The sequence below is a fragment of the Edwardsiella ictaluri ATCC 33202 genome, assembly GCF_000264785.1.
Classification (GTDB): domain Bacteria; phylum Pseudomonadota; class Gammaproteobacteria; order Enterobacterales; family Enterobacteriaceae; genus Edwardsiella; species Edwardsiella ictaluri.
Window position 1 is genome coordinate 90,190 of the sequence record NZ_AFJI01000047.1, and the last position, 18,121, is coordinate 108,310.

Annotated in this window: 17 protein-coding genes; 9 read left to right on the forward strand and 8 right to left on the reverse strand. The window is 58.2% G+C overall.

From position 1 onward, the window contains the following. Positions 1-6 precede the first annotated feature (6 nt). Positions 7-1,056, reverse strand: coding sequence for an L-asparaginase 2 (gene ansB / locus EIEH_RS06220; RefSeq protein ID WP_015871744.1), 1,050 nt, complete (start codon positions 1,054-1,056; stop codon positions 7-9). A 143-nt stretch (positions 1,057-1,199) separates the two neighbouring features. On the opposite strand from ansB, the gene ycaO reads away from it, so the two are divergent. The 4 genes from ycaO to pflA all read left to right on the forward strand — a co-directional run bounded on the left by ycaO (position 1,200) and on the right by pflA (position 7,597). Further along, positions 1,200-2,960 carry a 30S ribosomal protein S12 methylthiotransferase accessory factor YcaO gene (gene ycaO / locus EIEH_RS06225; RefSeq protein WP_015871745.1) on the forward strand — a complete coding sequence of 587 codons (1,761 nt, stop codon included), beginning with the start codon at positions 1,200-1,202 and terminating at the stop codon, positions 2,958-2,960. Positions 2,961-3,390: 430 nt separating this feature from the next. Continuing rightward, on the forward strand, positions 3,391-4,248 hold the full coding sequence (gene focA, locus EIEH_RS06230; protein WP_015871746.1) for a formate transporter FocA: 858 nt from the start codon (positions 3,391-3,393) through the stop codon (positions 4,246-4,248). Between the two features lie 64 nt (positions 4,249-4,312). Continuing rightward, complete coding sequence (gene pflB, locus EIEH_RS06235) at positions 4,313-6,595, forward strand: formate C-acetyltransferase (RefSeq protein ID WP_015871747.1); 2,283 nt, start codon at positions 4,313-4,315, stop codon at positions 6,593-6,595. A 261-nt stretch (positions 6,596-6,856) separates the two neighbouring features. Further along, positions 6,857-7,597, forward strand: coding sequence for a pyruvate formate lyase 1-activating protein (gene pflA / locus EIEH_RS06240; protein WP_015871748.1), 741 nt, complete (start codon positions 6,857-6,859; stop codon positions 7,595-7,597). 62 nt (positions 7,598-7,659) lie between these two features. Here the strand turns inward: pflA and EIEH_RS06245 are convergent, their stop codons facing one another. Continuing rightward, positions 7,660-8,271, reverse strand: coding sequence for a TetR/AcrR family transcriptional regulator (locus EIEH_RS06245; RefSeq protein ID WP_015871749.1), 612 nt, complete (start codon positions 8,269-8,271; stop codon positions 7,660-7,662). 107 nt (positions 8,272-8,378) lie between these two features. Between EIEH_RS06245 and EIEH_RS06250 the strand changes: the two genes are divergently transcribed. The 5 genes from EIEH_RS06250 (at position 8,379) to EIEH_RS06270 (ending at position 11,155) form a co-directional block, all read left to right on the forward strand. Beyond that, positions 8,379-8,843, forward strand: a complete 465-nt coding sequence (locus EIEH_RS06250; RefSeq protein ID WP_015871750.1) for a DUF417 family protein — start codon at positions 8,379-8,381, stop codon at positions 8,841-8,843. Next, positions 8,843-9,220, forward strand: a complete 378-nt coding sequence (locus EIEH_RS06255; RefSeq protein WP_015871751.1) for a thioredoxin family protein — start codon at positions 8,843-8,845, stop codon at positions 9,218-9,220. Before EIEH_RS06250 ends, EIEH_RS06255 begins: the two co-directional genes overlap by 1 nt. A 9-nt stretch (positions 9,221-9,229) precedes the next feature. Continuing rightward, positions 9,230-9,958 carry a cytochrome c biogenesis CcdA family protein gene (locus EIEH_RS06260; protein ID WP_015871752.1) on the forward strand — a complete coding sequence of 243 codons (729 nt, stop codon included), beginning with the start codon at positions 9,230-9,232 and terminating at the stop codon, positions 9,956-9,958. Between the two features lie 58 nt (positions 9,959-10,016). Beyond that, a complete protein-coding gene (locus EIEH_RS06265) occupies positions 10,017-10,286 on the forward strand; it encodes a YdgH/BhsA/McbA-like domain containing protein (protein ID WP_015871753.1) in 270 nt (89 codons plus the stop codon). 416 nt (positions 10,287-10,702) lie between these two features. Beyond that, positions 10,703-11,155 (forward strand): PTS sugar transporter subunit IIA, encoded by a 453-nt coding sequence (locus tag EIEH_RS06270; RefSeq protein ID WP_015871754.1) that lies wholly within the window; start codon positions 10,703-10,705, stop codon positions 11,153-11,155. A gap of 81 nt (positions 11,156-11,236) precedes the next feature. Here the strand turns inward: EIEH_RS06270 and EIEH_RS06275 are convergent, their stop codons facing one another. The 6 genes from EIEH_RS06275 to dmsA all read right to left on the reverse strand — a co-directional run bounded on the left by EIEH_RS06275 (position 11,237) and on the right by dmsA (position 17,674). Beyond that, a complete protein-coding gene (locus EIEH_RS06275; RefSeq protein ID WP_015871755.1) occupies positions 11,237-12,382 on the reverse strand; it encodes an MFS transporter in 1,146 nt (381 codons plus the stop codon). Between the two features lie 111 nt (positions 12,383-12,493). Then, positions 12,494-13,066 carry a 4Fe-4S binding protein gene (locus EIEH_RS06280; protein ID WP_015871756.1) on the reverse strand — a complete coding sequence of 191 codons (573 nt, stop codon included), beginning with the start codon at positions 13,064-13,066 and terminating at the stop codon, positions 12,494-12,496. Next, complete coding sequence (gene dmsD / locus EIEH_RS06285) at positions 13,066-13,680, reverse strand: Tat proofreading chaperone DmsD (RefSeq protein WP_035609037.1); 615 nt, start codon at positions 13,678-13,680, stop codon at positions 13,066-13,068. The genes EIEH_RS06280 and dmsD overlap by 1 nt, the downstream gene beginning before the upstream one ends. Before the next feature lie 56 nt (positions 13,681-13,736). Beyond that, the gene (locus EIEH_RS06290; RefSeq protein WP_015871759.1) at positions 13,737-14,597 is read right to left on the reverse strand and encodes a DmsC/YnfH family molybdoenzyme membrane anchor subunit; all 861 of its coding nucleotides are present in this window, start codon (positions 14,595-14,597) and stop codon (positions 13,737-13,739) included. Position 14,598: 1 nt separating this feature from the next. Further along, positions 14,599-15,216, reverse strand: coding sequence for a DMSO/selenate family reductase complex B subunit (locus EIEH_RS06295; protein WP_015871760.1), 618 nt, complete (start codon positions 15,214-15,216; stop codon positions 14,599-14,601). 10 nt (positions 15,217-15,226) lie between these two features. Then, positions 15,227-17,674 (reverse strand): dimethylsulfoxide reductase subunit A, encoded by a 2,448-nt coding sequence (gene dmsA, locus EIEH_RS06300; protein ID WP_015871761.1) that lies wholly within the window; start codon positions 17,672-17,674, stop codon positions 15,227-15,229. Positions 17,675-18,121: the final 447 nt, after the last annotated feature.

Below are 18,121 nucleotides of genomic sequence, written 5' to 3' on the forward strand. Positions count from 1 at the left end.
CGTCCGCTATCCGTAGGTGTTGAAGATTTTCTGGATCTGCTGCGGATTTTTGGTCTCCGTCAGCGCCAGCTGCAGCAGGATACGGGCCTTCTGCGGATTCAGCGTACCGGAGGCGATAAAGCCGTACCTGGCGTCGTCCACTTCGGCGTCCTGCGTGGTTGAGCCTGTCGGCACGCGGGAGGAGCGAACCACCGCAACGCCGTCGTGCGCGGCATTGGCCAACGCGTCGAATACCGTCTTATACATGTTGCCGTTGCCGACGCCGGCGCTCACGATCCCCTGGTAGCCGTCTTTCACCAGCGCCTCAACCGGTAGCGCACTGGCGTTGGCATAGTTGTAGACGATGCCGACTTTCGGCAGCGAGGTCAACTTACTGACGTCAAACGGCGTCTGGGTCGTGTGCTTACGCGCCGGTGTGCGCTGATAGTCGATCTTGCCGTTGTGGATATAGCCCAGCGGACCATAATTGACGGACTTAAAGGTTTCCACCCCGGTGGTGTTGGTCTTGGTCACGTCGCGACCATCCAGCACCGTGTCATTCATCGCAACCAGTACGCCACGGTTGGCGGAGGCCGGGTCGGCAGCGGTAACGACCGCGTTATACAGGTTGAACGGACCGTCTGCACTCATCGCCGTGGACGGGCGCATCGCGCCGACCAACACTACCGGTTTGTCGCACTTCACGGTCAGATCCAGGAAATAGGCCGTCTCTTCCATCGTATCGGTGCCGTGGGTGATCACAAACCCGTCGGTCTTACTGCACTCGACATTGATTTTCTTCGCCAGCTTCAGCCAGACCTGATCATTCATATCCTGGGAGCCAATATTCACCAGCTGCTCACCCTTAATGTTGGCAATGTTTTTCAGCTGCGGCACCGCGTCCACCAGTGCCTCTACCCCAACCTTCCCGGCGGTGTAGTTGGACTTGGTGGCGGAGTCGCCGCCGCCGGCAATGGTACCGCCCGTCGCCAGTATGGTGATGCTCGGCAGCGCCAGCGCCGCGCCGCTAAAGCCGGAAACCAATAATGCCAACAGGCTAACCTTGACTAACTTCATCCCAATTCTCCTTATATTAACTGTATGAATTATCTATTCCATCCATATAAAAAATGTGACCTCAGACAGATATAGTGAATACGTGGAGGAATAGGTTAAAAAAACGTATCATGCGCTTTTGACCTCCGCATAAAGTGACACAAATGACACAGACCTTTATCCCCGGCAAAGATGCTGCGCTGGAAGACTCGATCGATCGTTTTCAGCAACAGCTGCAGGCGCTGGGTTTTAATATAGAAGAGGCCAGCTGGCTGAACCCGGTGCCGCACGTCTGGTCGGTACATATCCGCGATCGCGACTGCCCGCAGTGCTTCACCAATGGCAAAGGGGCCAGCAAAAAGGCGGCGCTGGCCTCAGCGCTGGGCGAATATGTTGAACGCCTGTCCACCAACTACTTCTTTGCCGACTTCTATTTGGGCAACGCCATCGCCAACGGCGACTTTGTGCACTATCCGGACGAAAAATGGTTCCCGCTGCCGGAGGATGACCGCCTGCCTGCCGGGCTGCTGGACGATAGCCTGCGCACCTTCTACGATCCCGACGGCGATCTGAGCGCCGACGATCTGATCGATCTGCAGTCTGGCAACGCCGAACGCGGGATCTGCGCGCTGCCCTTTATCCGCCAGTCCGACTCGGCCACGGTCTATATTCCGGTCAATATCATCGGCAATCTGTATGTCTCCAACGGGATGTCCGCAGGCAATACCCCCAGCGAGGCCCGGGTGCAGGGGATGTCGGAAATCTTCGAACGTTATGTCAAAAACCGCATCATCGCCGAAGCCATCAGCCTGCCGGCGATCCCGCCGGAGACGCTGGCGCGCTATCCCCAGGTAGTCGAGGCCATCACCTCCCTGGAGCACGAAGGCTTCCCGATTCTGGCCTATGACGCCTCGCTGGGTGGACGCTATCCGGTGATCTGCGTCGTGCTGTTCAACCCGGCCAACGGCACCTGCTTCGCCTCTTTCGGCGCTCACCCGGACTTTGGCGTCGCGCTGGAGCGTACCGTCACCGAGCTGCTGCAGGGCCGCAGCCTGAAGGATCTGGACGTCTTCGCCGCGCCGACCTTCGATGATGAAGAGGTCGCCGACCACACCAACCTGGAGACCCACTTCATCGACTCCAGCGGCGCCCTCTCTTGGGATCTGTTCAAAGCGGATGCCGACTACCCGTTTGTCGACTGGAACTTCAGCGGCAGCAGCGAGCAGGAGTTCGCCACCCTGATGGCGCTGTTCGCCCGCGATGGTCAAGAGGTCTATATCGCCGACTACCGGCATCTGGGCGTCGACGCCTGCCGCATCCTGGCACCGGGCATGTCCGACATCTATCCGGCGGAGGATCTGCTGCTGGCCAACAACAGCATGGGCGCCGGCCTGCGCACTACCCTGCTGCAGCTGCCAGACAGCGAATGGGAAGAGGAGGAGTACCTGCAGCTGCTGGCGCGCCTGGATGACGAGGGGATGGATGACTTTACCCGGGTGCGGGAGCTGCTGGGCATCGTCTGTGACAGCACCAGCGCCTGGCATACCCTGCGTATCGGTGAATTGAAGGCGCTGCTGGCGCTGGCCGGCGGCGATCTGGAGCAGGCACTGATCTGGACGGAGTGGACCCAGGAGTTCAATGCCTCCGTCTTCAGCGCCGAGCGCGCCGCGTTTTACCGCTGCCTGCACACCCTGCTGCTGCTGGCGATGGAGGAGCAGCGCGATCCCGACCAATATATGGAGGCCTTTGCGCGCATGTACGGCACAGACATCCTTGAGACGGTGCTGGCCAGCCTGAACGGCGATCTGCGCTTCCACGGGCTGACGGCGGTCGACGACGCGTTCAGCGCGCTGCCGGCCCACCGGGCCATGCTGGCGGCCTATGAAAAACTACAGCAAGCCAAGCGTCGATTCTGGCAAGCCTGATATACAGCAGCTGGCGACCACCGCGGTGATCGCCGGTTTACAGCACACGCCTTACACCTTATGCTGTTCACCGCGCGGTCACGGGCGGTGGCAGTATTACCGTGGGCGGTGGCAGTATTACCGTTGCGTTACAACAAGAAATTCACACGAGCAACATAAAAAAAACAAAAAAATCAATAAACACACGATAGCATTACCTCTATAACGATATTTCTGCTTTTCTTTCGACTGTCACAACGGTTTTTTTCAACTCATAGCGTAAATTTTAAAAATTTTTTTTCCTTTCTATTTCAATAAGTTTTGTTATTAACCCTCTGTTTTTGAGGTATTTTTGCCTGATTCACTGCCATTCAACATGATCCATGTCAATTTTTGCCGTATACTGCTTTGCTAGTATCTCGGCGCTGATTAATCTTAAGAGAGAGTTAGTGTGAAAGCTGACAACCCCTTTGACCTACTTTTACCCGCAGCAATGGCCAAAGTGGCCGAAGATGCCGGTGTTTACAAAGCCACTAAGCACCCGCTAAAAACCTTTTATTTAGCGATCACCGCTGGTGTCTTCATTTCTATCGCCTTCACCTTTTACATCACCGTTACGACAGGAACTGCCACTGTTCCGTTTGGCCTGGCCAAGCTGGTGGGCGGTATCTGCTTCTCGCTCGGTTTGATGCTGGTCGTCGTCTGTGGCGCCGATCTGTTTACCTCTACCGTACTGATCGTGGTCGCCAAAGCCAGCGGCCGTGTCACCTGGAAACAACTGGGTTTAAACTGGCTGAATGTCTACGTCGGCAATCTGATCGGCGCGCTGTTTTTCGTGGCGCTGATGTGGTTTGCCGGCGAGTATATGGTTGCAAACGGCGGCTGGGGACTTAATGTGCTCCAAACAGCCGATCACAAGATGCACCACACCTTTGTTGAAGCCGTCTGCCTGGGCATTCTGGCTAACCTCATGGTCTGTCTGGCTGTATGGATGAGTTACTCCGGACGCAGTCTGATGGACAAAATGTTTGCCATGGTCCTACCGGTGGCCATGTTTGTTGCCAGTGGCTTTGAGCACAGCATCGCAAACATGTTTATGATCCCCTTTGCTATCGTAATCAAAAATTTTGCAACGCCGGAGTTTTGGCAGGCAGTAGGCGCTGCACCGGAACAGTTCTCAAACCTGACAGTAAGTCACTTTATTACGGCCAACCTGATCCCGGTCACGCTCGGGAATATCATCGGCGGTGGCCTGCTGGTGGGTCTGACATACTGGGTAATTTATCTGCGCGGCGGCGATAAGCATTAATGTAATGTTTATCCCGAGCAGGGACGGGTTTACAAAGAAATCCACACTAGAAGGTAGGTGTTAAATGACCGAACTTAATGAAAAACAAGCAGCTGCATGGGAAGGTTTCACCGGCGGCGACTGGCAGAACGAAGTCAACATTCGTGACTTTATCCAGAAAAACTACACCCCGTATGAAGGTGACGAGTCCTTCTTGGCCGGTGCCACCCCTGCGACGACTGCCCTGTGGGACAAAGTCATGGAAGGCATCAAAATCGAAAACCGTACTCATGCGCCGGTCGATTTTGATACCAACATCGCCTCTACCATTACCGCGCACGACGCCGGTTACATCACTAAAGATCTGGAGCAGATCGTCGGTCTGCAGACCGATGCTCCGCTGAAGCGCGCCATCATCCCGTTTGGCGGCATCAAGATGGTCGAAGGTTCCTGCAAAGCGTACAACCGCGAACTGGACCCGATGATCAAGAAGATCTTCACCGAATACCGTAAGACCCACAACCAGGGTGTATTCGACGTTTACACCCCGGACATCCTGCGCTGCCGTAAATCCGGCGTGCTGACCGGTCTGCCGGATGCCTACGGCCGTGGCCGTATCATCGGTGACTACCGTCGTATCGCCGTATACGGTATCGACTACCTGATGAAAGACAAGTTTGCCCAGTTCACCTCTCTGCAGGAAAAACTGGAAAACGGCATCGATCTGGAAGCGACCATCCGTCTGCGTGAAGAGATCTCTGAACAGCACCGTGCGCTGGCTCAGATCAAAGAGATGGCGGCCAAATACGGCTGCGATATCTCCGGTCCGGCTACCAACGCCCGCGAAGCCGTACAGTGGACCTACTTCGGCTACCTGGCCGCAGTTAAGTCCCAGAACGGCGCTGCCATGTCCTTCGGCCGTGTATCCAGCTTCCTGGATATCTACATCGAACGCGACCTGAAAGCCGGCAAACTGACCGAAGAAGAAGCGCAGGAAATGATCGACCACCTGGTCATGAAACTGCGTATGGTGCGTTTCCTGCGTACTCCGGAGTACGATGAGCTGTTCTCCGGCGACCCGATCTGGGCAACCGAATCCCTGGCCGGTATGGGCCTGGACGGTCGTACCCTGGTTACCCGCACCAGCTTCCGTTTCCTGAACACCCTGTACACCATGGGGCCGTCTCCGGAACCGAACATAACCATCCTGTGGTCTGAAAAACTGCCGCTGGCGTTCAAAAAATATGCAGCCAAGGTTTCCATCGATACCTCATCCGTACAGTATGAGAACGATGACCTGATGCGTCCAGACTTCAACAACGACGACTACGCTATCGCCTGCTGCGTAAGCCCGATGGTTGTCGGCAAGCAGATGCAGTTCTTCGGCGCCCGCGCTAACCTGGCAAAAACCATGCTGTACGCAATCAACGGCGGCGTGGACGAAAAACTGAAGATGCAGGTCGGTCCGAAATCTGAGCCGATCAAAGGCGACGTTCTGAACTTCGACGAAGTGATGGAGCGCATGGATCACTTCATGGACTGGCTGGCCAAGCAGTATGTCACCGCCCTGAACATCATCCACTACATGCACGACAAGTACAGCTACGAAGCCTCTCTGATGGCGCTGCACGATCGTGACGTGTTCCGTACCATGGCCTGTGGTATCGCCGGTCTGTCCGTTGCCGCCGACTCCCTGTCCGCCATCAAGTACGCCAAAGTTAAGCCGATCCGTGACGAAAACGGTCTGGCCATCGACTTTGACATTGAAGGCGAATACCCGCAGTTCGGTAACAACGATCCGCGCGTTGACGACATGGCCTGCGACCTGGTTGAACGTTTCATGAAGAAAATTCAGAAACTGAACACCTACCGTGGCGCTACCCCGACCCAGTCTGTACTGACCATCACCTCTAACGTGGTTTATGGTAAGAAGACCGGTAATACCCCGGACGGCCGTCGCGCCGGTGCACCGTTTGGCCCGGGTGCCAACCCGATGCACGGCCGCGATCAGAAAGGTGCCGTTGCCTCTCTGACCTCCGTCGCCAAACTGCCGTTCGCCTACGCGAAGGATGGTATCTCCTATACCTTCTCCATCGTACCGAACGCACTGGGTAAAGATGACGAGGTACGTAAAGCCAACCTGGCTGGCCTGATGGATGGTTACTTCCACCACGAAGCCTCCATCGAAGGCGGTCAGCACCTGAACGTCAACGTCATGAACCGTGAAATGCTGCTGGATGCGATGGAAAACCCGGAGAAATATCCGCAGCTGACCATCCGTGTATCCGGCTATGCCGTCCGCTTCAACTCGCTGACCAAAGAGCAGCAGCAGGACGTTATTACCCGTACCTTCACGCAGTCCATCTAATTCCCTGACCGCGTAAAATGGCATAAAATAAAGGCTCCACCCCGGTGGGGCCTTTTTATCATCCGGAGTCAGGCACAGACTAAACTATCCAAAAAACAACAGGATTGACTGTTTTGCCGGGTCGCTCTCTGGCACGCTGACGCCAAGGGATACCGGGCAAAACAGTTACTACCATCGGGACAGGGCGCTATCCACATATCGGCCTGCCTCATATGGTTTTATGACTGCTATTGATCAGTCAATTTTGGAGATAACCCCGCAATGTCAGTAACAGGTCGCATCCACTCGTTCGAATCCTGCGGTACCGTTGACGGCCCAGGCATCCGCTTTATCACCTTCTTCCAGGGCTGCCTGATGCGCTGCCTGTATTGCCATAACCGCGACACCTGGGATACCCACGGCGGCAAAGAGGTCACCGTAGAAGAACTGATGAAAGACACCGTCACCTACCGCCACTTTATGAATGCCTCCGGCGGCGGCGTGACGGCCTCCGGCGGCGAAGCCATGCTGCAGGCCGAGTTTGTGCGCGACTGGTTCCGCGCCTGTCAGGCCGAGGGCATCCACACCTGCCTGGACACCAACGGCTTCGTTCGCCGTTACGATCCGGTCATTGATGAGCTGCTGGACGTCACCGACCTGGTGATGCTCGACCTCAAGCAGATGAACGACGATATCCATAAGAATCTGGTCGGTGTCTCCAACCATCGCACCCTGGAGTTTTGCCGCTACCTGGCCAAACGCAACCAGAAAACCTGGATCCGCTACGTGGTGGTCCCGGGCTGGTCAGACGATGAGGCCTCGGCGCGCCTGCTGGGCGAATTCACCAAGGATATGAAGAATATCGAAAAGATAGAACTGCTGCCCTACCATGAGCTTGGCAAGCACAAGTGGGAAGCGATGGGGGAAACCTATCAGCTGGGCGACGTGAAGCCCCCCTCCCGCGAGATCATGGAGAAGGTTAAAGGCATTCTGACCGAGTATGGTCACAAGGTTATCTATTAAGCCTGGTACACTCCCGGCGCGACGCCGACGGCGCCGCGTCTCTCTCTGACCCGATAGCCTGCTTAATGCGTCAGCATCTGCACAAACTGGCGGCTAATATGCAGCAGCATATCGCGATCGCTCCCCGCCTTAGCCTGCATGGCCAGCCCCTTTTCGAAGGCCAGGATCAGCGTCGCCGTCTCCTGTGGCGTACCCGCGCCATGGATCTCACCGTGTTCAATCCCCTGCGCCACCATCATGCAGAATTCGTTGAAAAAGGCAAGCCCGGCACTATACAGACCGGTAAAGACCGCCGGAGGCTTTTTGTGGTAGGTGAACAACTCAAACAGCAGCATGCAGCCGCGCGGATAGCCAGGCTGGGTGATCACCTCGACAAAGCGGGTTAAAAACAGCTCCAGCCGGGCCGGAACCGACAGCCCCGGCATCTCGATGCTGGCGATCACCTGGCTCAGGTATTGCGAGACATAACGCTCCATCACCAGCGCAAACACCTGCTCCTTAGTGCCAAATGAAGCATACAGCGTCGGTGGGTTAATCCCCGCACACTTCACGATTTCGGCGATAGAGGTTCCCTCATAGCCCTGCATCCAGAAAAGATGCAGCAGCTTATCCAATACCTGCTCACGCTCAAACCTCTGTGGCCGCCCTGCCTTTTTATTGCTGTGCTCTTTCATTTTTACCCTGCGTATCGATTTTTGTATCGATGAATACAAAAACACTTGACTCAACTTTCCAATACCACAATATTATATTGTATCGAACATTACAAAAAGGTGGAATTATGAATTCATGCAAATCCAGCGGACGGCGCGGCTATCTGATCGGCCTGTGGGCAACGGCACTGATCCTGATTTGGCTCGGCATCTTCAAATTTACACCAACCGAAGCCGATGCAATCAAGCCACTGGTAGAACACCATTTTCTGATGGGCTGGCTGTATGGCGTATTCAGCGTCCAGACCGTCTCCAACCTGATCGGTCTGAGCGAAATCGTGGTGGGCGTCGCGCTGCTGATCGGTATCACGCGACCGCACATCGGCTTCTGTGCCGGGATTGCCGCCAGCGTAATTTTCCTGGTCACCCTGAGCTTCATGTTTACCACTCCGGGCGTATTCAAGGTGGTCGACGGAGTGCCGGTAACCGAGTTTTTCCTGTTTAAGGATCTGGCATTCCTGGGCATCAGCCTGAGTATTGCCGAGCGCAGCCGTGCGGCGATGCAGACCCCGACGACCGCGGAGGTAGCATAATGAAAACCCTGAGCACCCTACTGTTTATTCCCGCCCTGCTGCTGTCAGCGGCCGTTCAGGCCGCCAGCGTAGAGCCCTATAGCGACGCCGCCTTTACCCAGGCACAGGCCAGCGGCGCGCCGGTGCTGATTGACGTCTACGCCGACTGGTGTCCGGTTTGCAAACGACAGGAGCGTGAACTCACGCCATTGTTTGCCCAGCCGACACAGCGCGATCTGCGCGTCTTTAAGGTCAACTTCGATACCCAAAAGACGGCGCTGCAGCAGTTTCGCGTCAGCCAGCAAAGCACCCTGATCCTCTATCGTCACGGTCAGGAGATCCGCCGCAGCATTGGCGAAACGTCGCCCAGCGCGCTCTCAGAGTTTCTGGGCCGCTGAGGACATCCCATGGAGATAAGCCTGCTGACACTGGGATTCAGCCTGCTGGCCGGCATGCTGACGACCCTCTCCCCCTGCGTCCTGCCGATCCTGCCTATCGTGGCCTCATCGGCGATGGATCGCAGCCGCTGGGGGCTGCTGTTCCTTGCCGCCGGTATGGCCGTGGCGTTTACCCTGACCGGCGTGCTCGTCGCCTCGCTGGGCTTCAGCCTGGGATTTGACGGCCGTACGCTGCGCTACGGCGCCGCCCTGCTGATGCTACTGGTCGCACTGTGGCTATTGAACCGCCGGATACAGGCCTGGATGAGCCTGAAAACCAGCGCATTGACTGGACACGGGCAGACCTGGCTCAGCGCCTTTCAACCGCGCTCCGCCGCCGGACAGCTGATCGTCGGACTACTGCTGGGACTGGTCTGGACCCCTTGTATCGGTCCAACCTTGGGCGCCGCCATCGCCCTGGCCAGCCGCGGCGAAAGTCTGCTCAGCGTCAGCGTCGTCATGCTGGTGTTTAGCCTCGGCGCGCTGGTGCCGCTGATGGCGATCGGTATGCTATCGCGCCGATTTTTCCTGCAGCGCCGCGCTAAGCTGGTGCAGCTGGGGGAGTCCGGCCGCAAGATCATGGGCTGGAGCCTGCTCACCGTCGGACTGCTGGTGCTGAGTGGCCTGGATAAAACCCTGGAGAAATGGCTCATCGTGCTGTCTCCGGAGTGGCTCATTAACCTGACTACAGCGCTGTAATCACGTATTGGCTGATTAAGACAATGCTATTGACCTGCAAAAACAAAAAGGAAATCCGATGAAAACCTATACTATCGCAACCACCCTGGCCCTGCTGCTCAGCGCCACCTCCGCTTTCGCCGCCAGCCAGATCGATGCCCGTCAGGCCATGGATCAGCAGCGTATCGGCGCCGTACGGATCCAGATCCCCAACGGCACGCTGGAGCAGGCCGTCGATGCCTTGGCGCAGAAAACCACGCAGCAGGGGGGAAACTACTTCCAGATCACCTCGATAGGCTCTACCGGCATGGGTAGCAATACCACTGCAACCGCTGAAATTTATAAATAGCATTTTCTGTGGGAGGCCTCCTTTCCGGAGGCCATTTTCCCCGCAGGCCCAATCGATACTCGATATAGCATTTATCATGCTATTTAGGTTACGTTTAGGATATTCATCGCACATAATCTCTTTTTGTTGAATTATTACGCTAATATAATGGCGATAATTTAAGTAATGTAATGAGATAGTCGCGATTATTAGAAATTCTTCTAGTCAGTGACTTCTATGACCTGAGTCGATACACTGCTTTTACACCGCAAGAGATTAAGCATTATTAATCAATCTATTACGTGTGATGTATCGTTATTTTAATGCTGAACTTGTACCCACGCCTCATTGTCACTGCGACTGTAGACGGCTCAATGAAATTATCATTAGGGACAGCATAGATAATTATTTCAGGTACAAGGTTACCGGAGGATTTTATGTCTATTGATGCAACTCTCGACCAACGCTGGCAGTATTGCCATCAGCCGCTGAGCTGGCGCCATGCCATCCATCTTGCCTGTCAACCGCTGATCAGCGATAAGAAGATTAGCGCCCATTATCCGCTGCACATCATCGACTCACTGAAACGGGGCAAGCAGGATTTCATGGTACGCGAAGGTGTGATGCTGGTATTCGCCCAACCGCAGCATGGGGTACTCAGTGAGAAGGGGGAAGCATCCGTACTCAAGTGTGATAAACCGGTCGTCATGCCAGATGGAGCTGAAGTGACCCTGATTATCACGCTCTCCGCCGGGACGCAGCAGGCACTGTATGATTTGCACGGCCGGATCGAAAACTGGCTGGAGATCAACAACGGCTTCGAGCTGTTCACCCAGGCAACCAGCCAGAACATGCTGGGGGCCCGAATTCAGGCCACGCTGCTGCGCTGACAGCAGAACCCTGTCCCACCACGCGGGTGGGTCTATGCCGCACCATAAAGACACCCTGAGCCCTGCGCAGGGTGTCTTGCTTTAGGCCGTCGGCAGCGCGGAGTGTCCTTCGGGGCGTCGCCACAACATCAGCCAATAGCACAGCGCAATCACAGCGATTATCACAAACATCCAGCGATCGGAGAAATGCTGCATCAACAGCGCCACCAGCGTAGGTCCGGCCAAGCTACCCAGGGTATAGCTTATCAGCAGCACCTGATTCATCACCACCAGCTCATGGCGATCGGCCCGCTCACACGCCCACGACATGGCGACAGGGTAAAGAGTAAACCCGGCCCCGCCCAAAATAACCAGCGCAGCCATCGCCCCCTGTGGCGTCGACAGCATTACCAGACAGCTGAGGATCAGCAGCATAACCTGTGCCCGCAGCACCCGCAGGCGGCCATAGCGATCGGCCAGGCGCCCTACCGGCCACTGGCCGAGGATCCCCGCGCTGACCAGCAGCGCCATCCAATAGCCAATGCGGGCATCGCTGATCCCCTGATGGCTCAGATACAGCGGCAGTAGCCCATACAGGGTGCCCAGTATCGCCCCGGAAACAACGCAGCCGCTCACCCCCAGCCAGACGCTGCGACGGCGTAGAAGCGGCCAGATCGCCAGCACCGTATGCCGCGGCTGAGGCTGCTCGATACGGGCAAAACACAGCGGCAGCATCGCCACCACCATCAGTGCCGTCGTCCCGGGGATCACCCTCAGCAGCGCCGTCGAGATCACCCCCAGCGCCAGCTGCCCCAGTACGGTGCCCAGATAGTAGATAGTCATATAGGCCGCCAGCAGCTGCCCCCGGTTAGCGTTGCTACCGCTGCGCAGCAGGGCACTCTCGACGATCACCCAGATCATGGCACAGCCGATCCCGGCCAGGAAACGCCACAGGAGCCAACCCCAGAATTCACTGGCGATCCCCAGCGCCGCCGTCGAGGCGGCAAACAGCAGGCAGGCGTAGTAGTAGCTCTGATTGAAGCCACGCCACAGGATCACGCGCCCGGTGACCAGCGTCCCGACCAGATTGCCAAGAAAATAGGCTGAGCCCACCACCCCGACCTGCCACGTCACCAGGTGCTGCTGATCCAGCCACAGCGGCACCAGCGTATTGAGTAAGGCCATGGCAACCGTCAGCAGTAGTAGCCCGCAGAGCAGCAGCAGCACCGGGCGAGAGAGCGAGAGCATGGAAGAGTGACCGCACAGACAGACAAAGTGTGCGCATCATGCCACCGGTGACAAAAATGTCAATGGCTCGTTAATTACTCAGCAGCGGTCAGCCAGCGGACGGGCACTGCGTTACCCTCTCCCGCGCGCGACGGCGGCAACCAGCTGCAAATGGCCATCGTGACAGGCGATTTTGCACTGGCCACAGCCATCGCAGACGCTCTCCTCAAGCTGCGGCAGTCCCGCGTCGTCGAAGTGCAGCGCCTGCCGGGGGCAGGCCCGCTGACACAGGCGACACCCAGAGTAACGGCCCAGGCAGTGTGGGCCAACCTGCGGGCGCCAGGCGGTATCCGCGGGGAACCACGGCTGCAGCGCCCCTGTGGGGCAGGCGTCGACACAGGCCCGGCAGCGCTGCGTGTCGCAGGCGCAAAAGGCGATATCCAGCCAGGCGCGCCCTTCGTGCAGAGCGATGAGTCCATAGGGGCAGGCTGCGACGCACTCCCCGCAGCCATCGCAGCTGGCCAAGAAGGCCGCCTCCGCCAGCGCATAAGGCGGCCTCCCCGCGGCCCGGCATTCGGCGATCCGCGCTGCCTGCCGCTGCGCTTGGCGCCCTCCCCCCAGCAGACCGCGCAGCAGGCCACGCCGGCTGACGTGACGGTGCATCATCCAGGCGCGATAGTAGCGTTCGTCGCGACGGCCGCCCATCAGCGATAGAGCCGTACATCGCTGTCGGCGATGGCGAGCTGGCGCTGCCACGCCTGCAGCGTCAACGCCGCCAGCGACGCCAGCCCCTGATAAAACGGATGATCCGCGCCCTGCTGCAGCAGCGTCAGATAGCGTCCGCCCCACGGCAACAGATGTTGCTGCAGCAGTGCCGGAAGCTGCTGCGGCTGCCCCTCGGCCAGCCAGGCGGTCATCAGCAGCAAAATACCGATATGATCCTCCGGCTCGCGGGCGTCTGACTGCCAGCTGATCCCCTGCTCACCCATCCAGTGGCGCAGCGCCAGGGTAGACTCACCGAACAGCACGCTCTCCCGATCCAGATAGACCGATCCCCAGGGCGGCGCCGTCAGCGCATGGGGGCCGATAAACAGCCGCTGATGAGCCGAGGCCAGCGACTCCTGCGCAGGGGCGCACAATAGCGCGGCGCAGTGTTCACGCTGCGCCGACGAGCCATAGGGCCAGCGCAGCGTCTCCTGTGGCTGACGCAGCAGCGCCACCAGCGGAGCCACCTGCTCACTGTCCGGCGGCCAGTATAACAAGGCCCCCAGCGCCCGCGCCGTCAGCGCCATATCCTGCAGTTGTTCAGGTTGTAACATAACCAACGCATTCCTTACGCTATTGGGCGGCGCCCTGGCACCGCCCCACTCTGTCATCAGCCGGAAACCACCACGCCGACGCTCATATGCAGGCCATAGAACACCCCGCGTCCCACCAGCTCACCCGCCAGTACCAGAATCAGGGCAAGCGCCAGCGTCATCGGCGACGGTGCCCTGCTGCGCAGCAGCGGACACAGCCAGCAGCCCAGCCCAAGCGCCAGCAGCACGCTGCGCAGCGCCAGCAGACCGGCAAAATCCGGAACCAGGGCATAGGCCTGCTGCACCGCGCTGTGGATAGTGGCCAGACCACTCCCCTGCATGCCGGCGGACACCACGCCGACCAGCGCGGCGAAGCAGCTAATCAGGGGCAGCAGGTACAGCGAGGCGCTCTCCATCTCCACCGAGCGCAGCAGCAGATAGCCCAGCAGCGGCCCGCCGATCAGCATGGTGACAAAGAAACTCAGCGTGGTATACCCGCTATACCAGGTCGGCACCGTATTGATCTGGTACACCTGACTCATCCCCCAGACAAACAGCAGCGCCATCGCCATCGTCAGCATCAGCCACAGGCGCCCCAGGACGACGGGCATCTTGCCCAATACCGCCAGCAACCAGTACAGTCCCCCGGCGGCAAAGAACAGCGAACCGCACAGGATCTCGTTGCTCAACCCAGAGGCCCCGATCCGGTTCAGCGAGTTCATGGCGCGCAGCGGCGAGCCCAGATGCAGCGCCGAGGCCATAAAGGCGATCCCCAGCAGCAGCCACAGGAAGAACATCCTCCCCTGGATCCGCAGGGCGCGATCGGCCTCCAGATTCCCGCGCAGCAGTACCGCCGCCATCACGATAAAGGCACCGGCCACGCTCTGCCCCAGCACCGTGAAGATCATCAACGGCCATTCATGCCATCCCATTCCCATCTCAGACCTCCTTTGGATTTGCCAGGTAGCCGCAGGTATCACCAACCGGACGGCTGTTGGCATTCGGCTTCAGCACCAGGTTCGGCCGGGTATAGTGCGCCGCCGGCAGCGGCGCTACCGCGGCCAGATCACCGTGGCGGGCACGCAGCTCCGCGATCGGCCCCATATCGAGCGCACGCAGCGGACAAGACTCGACGCAGATCGGCTTCTGCCCCTGCGCCACCCGCTCATAGCAGCCATCGCACTTGGTCATATGCCCCTTCTGCGCATTGTACTGCGGCGCGCCGTAGGGACAGGCCATGTGGCAATAGCGGCAGCCGATGCACACCGATTCGTCCACCACCACAAAGCCGTCCTCCCGCTTGTGCATCGCGCCGCTCGGGCACACCTTCACGCAGGCGGGGTCGTCGCAGTGGTTGCAGGAGATCGAGAGATAGTAGGCAAACACGTCATGATGCCAGCCGTCGCCCTCGCGCTGCCACTCGCCGCCGGCGTACTCATAGATGCGGCGGAAGCTGACGTCCGGCGTCAGATCCTTGTAATCCTTACAGGCCAGCTCGCAGGTCTTACACCCGGTGCAGCGGCTGGAGTCGATATAAAAACCGTATTGCGTTGTCATCAGCGACTCCTTAGGCCTTGGCAACCTGTACCAGATTGGTGTGTGACGGATTCCCCTTGGCCAGCGGCGACGGGCGCTGAGTCGTCAGGACGTTAATACAGCCGCCGTAGTCGACCCGCTCGCCGTCCGGGCTATACCAGGCCCCTTCGCTCAGCGCCACAACACCGGGCAGCACGCGCGGCGTCACCTTGGCGCTGATGCGCACCTCGCCGCGATCGTTGTAGATCCGCACCAGATCGCCCTGGGCGATACCGCGCGGAGCGGCATCCAGCGGATTGATCCACATCTCCTGGGGACAAGCCGCCTTCAGCACGTCCACGTTGCCATAGGTGGAGTGGGTGCGCGCCTTATAGTGAAAACCGCTCAGCTGCAGTGGGAACCTGGCGATCAGCGGATCTTGATAGCTTTCAAATCCGGGGCTGTAGATCGGCAGCGGATCGATGACGTCGTCCGGCCCCAGCTGCCAGGTGGCGGCGATCTCGGCCAGCGCGGCGGAGTAGATCTCGATTTTGCCCGACGGCGTGCTCAGGGGATACGTCTTTGGATCGGTGCGGAAGTCGCGGTAGGCCACGTGGTGTCCCTGCGGATCTCGCTGCTTGTAGATCCCCTGGCTGCGGAACGCCTCAAACGACGGCAGCCCCGGGATCGCCTGCTGCGACTGGGCGTACAGGTGGCGTAGCCACTCTTCTTGGCTGCGTCCCTCGGTAAACTGCTGGCCGACGCCCATTCGCTTGGCGATCTCACTGGTCATGTCATAGATGGTGCGGCATTCGAAGCGCGGCGCAATGACCTGGTCGGCAAAGATCACATAGCTCATATTGCCGCAGGAGGCATCCAGGCAGAAGTCCATCTGCTCGGAGGCGGTGCAGTCCGGCAGCAGGATATCGGCATACTTGGCCGAGGCGGTCATATGGTTATCGATCACCACAATCATCTCGCACTTACTGTCATCCTGCAGGATTTCGTGGGTACGGTTGACCTCTGAATGCTGGTTAATTAAGCAGTTACCGGCGTAGTTCCAGATCATCTTGATCGGGACATCCAGCTTCTCCTTGCCGCGCACCCCGTCACGCGTAGCCGTCATCTCCGCCCCCCGCACGATGGCATCGGTCCACAGGAACATCGAGATGCTGGTCTTCACCGGGTTCTCCAGCGTCGGCATCCGCACAAACGGCAGGCTGTAGGAGCCTTCGCGGGCGCCACTGTTGCCCCCGTTGATTCCCACGTTGCCGGTCAGGATCGGCAGCATGGCGATGGCGCGCGACGTCAGCTCACCGTTGGCGTGACGCTGCGGCCCCCAGCCCTGGCAGATATAGGCCGGTTTGGCGCGACCGATCTCCCGCGCCAGCTTGATGATCTTATCCTGCGGGATCCCGGTGATCGCCGCCGCCCAGGCCGGTGTCTTGGCGGTTTTATCCGGCCCCTGGCCCAGAATATAGGCCTTATAGTGGCCGTTGGCCGGTGCGCCCGCGGGCAGGGTACGCTCGTCATAACCGACACAGTAGCGATCCAGGAATGGCTGATCGACCATCGCCTCGGTGATCAGCACATGGGCCAGTCCCGCCGCCAGCGCCGCATCGGTACCGGGACGGATCGGGATCCACTCATCCTCACGCCCGGCGCCGGTGTCGGTGTAGCGCGGGTCAATAATGATCATTTTCGCATTGGACTTGGCGCGCGCCTGCTCCACATAGTAGGTCACGCCGCCGCCGCTCATCCGGGTTTCGCCCGGATTATTACCGAACATCACCACCAGCTGGCTGTTTTCAATGTCCGACGGACTGTTGCCGTCGGCCCAGCCGCCATAGGTGTAGTTCAATCCGGCGGCGATTTGCGCGGTGCTGTAGTCGCCATAGTGGTTGAGATAACCACCGCAGCAGTTCATCAGCCGGGCGAGCAGCGTCGCCCCCGGCGGCCATGATCGGGTCAGGGTGCCGCCCAGCGTCCCGGTGCCATAGTTCAGGTAAATGGCCTCGTTACCGTAGGTCTTGATGATCTCCTTCATGCTGACGGCGACAGTGTCGAACGCCTCTTCCCAGGTGATGCGCTTAAATTTTCCCTCGCCGCGCTTGCCGACCCGCTTCATCGGATATTTTAAACGATCGGCGTTGTAGACCCGGCGACGCATCGAACGGCCGCGCAGGCAGGCGCGCACCTGATGCAGCCCCTCGTAGCGATCGTCGCCGCTATTATCGGTTTCGGCATAGGTGATTTCACCATCGACTACGTGCATCCGCAGCGGGCAACGGCTGCCACAGTTAACGGTACAGGCGCTCCAGATCACCTTCTCACCCTGCACCATCGGCTTATTCTGCGCTGGCGCGGCCTGAGTCTGGCGGACAAAGGGCAATGACAGCGCGCCGCTGGCCGCTGCCAGTCCGCCGATCGCCCCTCCTTTCACCACGCTCCGCCGACTCAGCGACGCATCCAGTAACGCCGTCCGACTGTTTTTTTTCATAGCATGCTCACTTTTATTTTGCTTTCTACTGGTTAATACCACTTTCCCTACTGGAAATAGCGGCATACTCAAAAAAGCAGAAAAGAGGTAATAGGCTCCAAATCGATCCCGCAATAACGCTGAGAGCATTCAAGATGACGCTAAAAATTTCATGATAATTAAAATTATACACTGGCTATGCAACGCCACGATCTGAGTCAAGCTCTCTTAAAAAGAGTACGCATTTCACTGCTATCCTATTTGTTTCACATCAAGAAATAAGGCGTTGCATTTCACACAATGACAAAAAATACTTTTAAAGCCTTTCAACCAGAGTTAATAAATTACGGATGATATCTACAATAATTTATTTTTACGACGTCGGGTGTAGAGTCAGCGTGAGGCTATGTGATAATAATACAAAAATAAAAAACCCCGCGATGCACTGAGGGATCCCCAGCAATGGGT

Coding starts and splice junctions, on each gene's coding strand:
- ansB (WP_015871744.1), bottom strand. CDS start 1,056: ATGAAGTTAGTCAAGGTTAGCCTGTTGGCATTATTGGTTTCCGGCTTT.
- ycaO (WP_015871745.1), top strand. CDS start 1,200: ATGACACAGACCTTTATCCCCGGCAAAGATGCTGCGCTGGAAGACTCG.
- pflB (WP_015871747.1), top strand. CDS start 4,313: ATGACCGAACTTAATGAAAAACAAGCAGCTGCATGGGAAGGTTTCACC.
- pflA (WP_015871748.1), top strand. CDS start 6,857: ATGTCAGTAACAGGTCGCATCCACTCGTTCGAATCCTGCGGTACCGTT.
- EIEH_RS06245 (WP_015871749.1), bottom strand. CDS start 8,271: ATGAAAGAGCACAGCAATAAAAAGGCAGGGCGGCCACAGAGGTTTGAG.
- EIEH_RS06250 (WP_015871750.1), top strand. CDS start 8,379: ATGAATTCATGCAAATCCAGCGGACGGCGCGGCTATCTGATCGGCCTG.
- EIEH_RS06255 (WP_015871751.1), top strand. CDS start 8,843: ATGAAAACCCTGAGCACCCTACTGTTTATTCCCGCCCTGCTGCTGTCA.
- EIEH_RS06260 (WP_015871752.1), top strand. CDS start 9,230: ATGGAGATAAGCCTGCTGACACTGGGATTCAGCCTGCTGGCCGGCATG.
- EIEH_RS06265 (WP_015871753.1), top strand. CDS start 10,017: ATGAAAACCTATACTATCGCAACCACCCTGGCCCTGCTGCTCAGCGCC.
- EIEH_RS06270 (WP_015871754.1), top strand. CDS start 10,703: ATGTCTATTGATGCAACTCTCGACCAACGCTGGCAGTATTGCCATCAG.
- EIEH_RS06275 (WP_015871755.1), bottom strand. CDS start 12,382: ATGCTCTCGCTCTCTCGCCCGGTGCTGCTGCTGCTCTGCGGGCTACTA.
- EIEH_RS06280 (WP_015871756.1), bottom strand. CDS start 13,066: ATGGGCGGCCGTCGCGACGAACGCTACTATCGCGCCTGGATGATGCAC.
- dmsD (WP_035609037.1), bottom strand. CDS start 13,680: ATGTTACAACCTGAACAACTGCAGGATATGGCGCTGACGGCGCGGGCG.
- EIEH_RS06290 (WP_015871759.1), bottom strand. CDS start 14,597: ATGGGAATGGGATGGCATGAATGGCCGTTGATGATCTTCACGGTGCTG.
- EIEH_RS06295 (WP_015871760.1), bottom strand. CDS start 15,216: ATGACAACGCAATACGGTTTTTATATCGACTCCAGCCGCTGCACCGGG.
- dmsA (WP_015871761.1), bottom strand. CDS start 17,674: ATGAAAAAAAACAGTCGGACGGCGTTACTGGATGCGTCGCTGAGTCGG.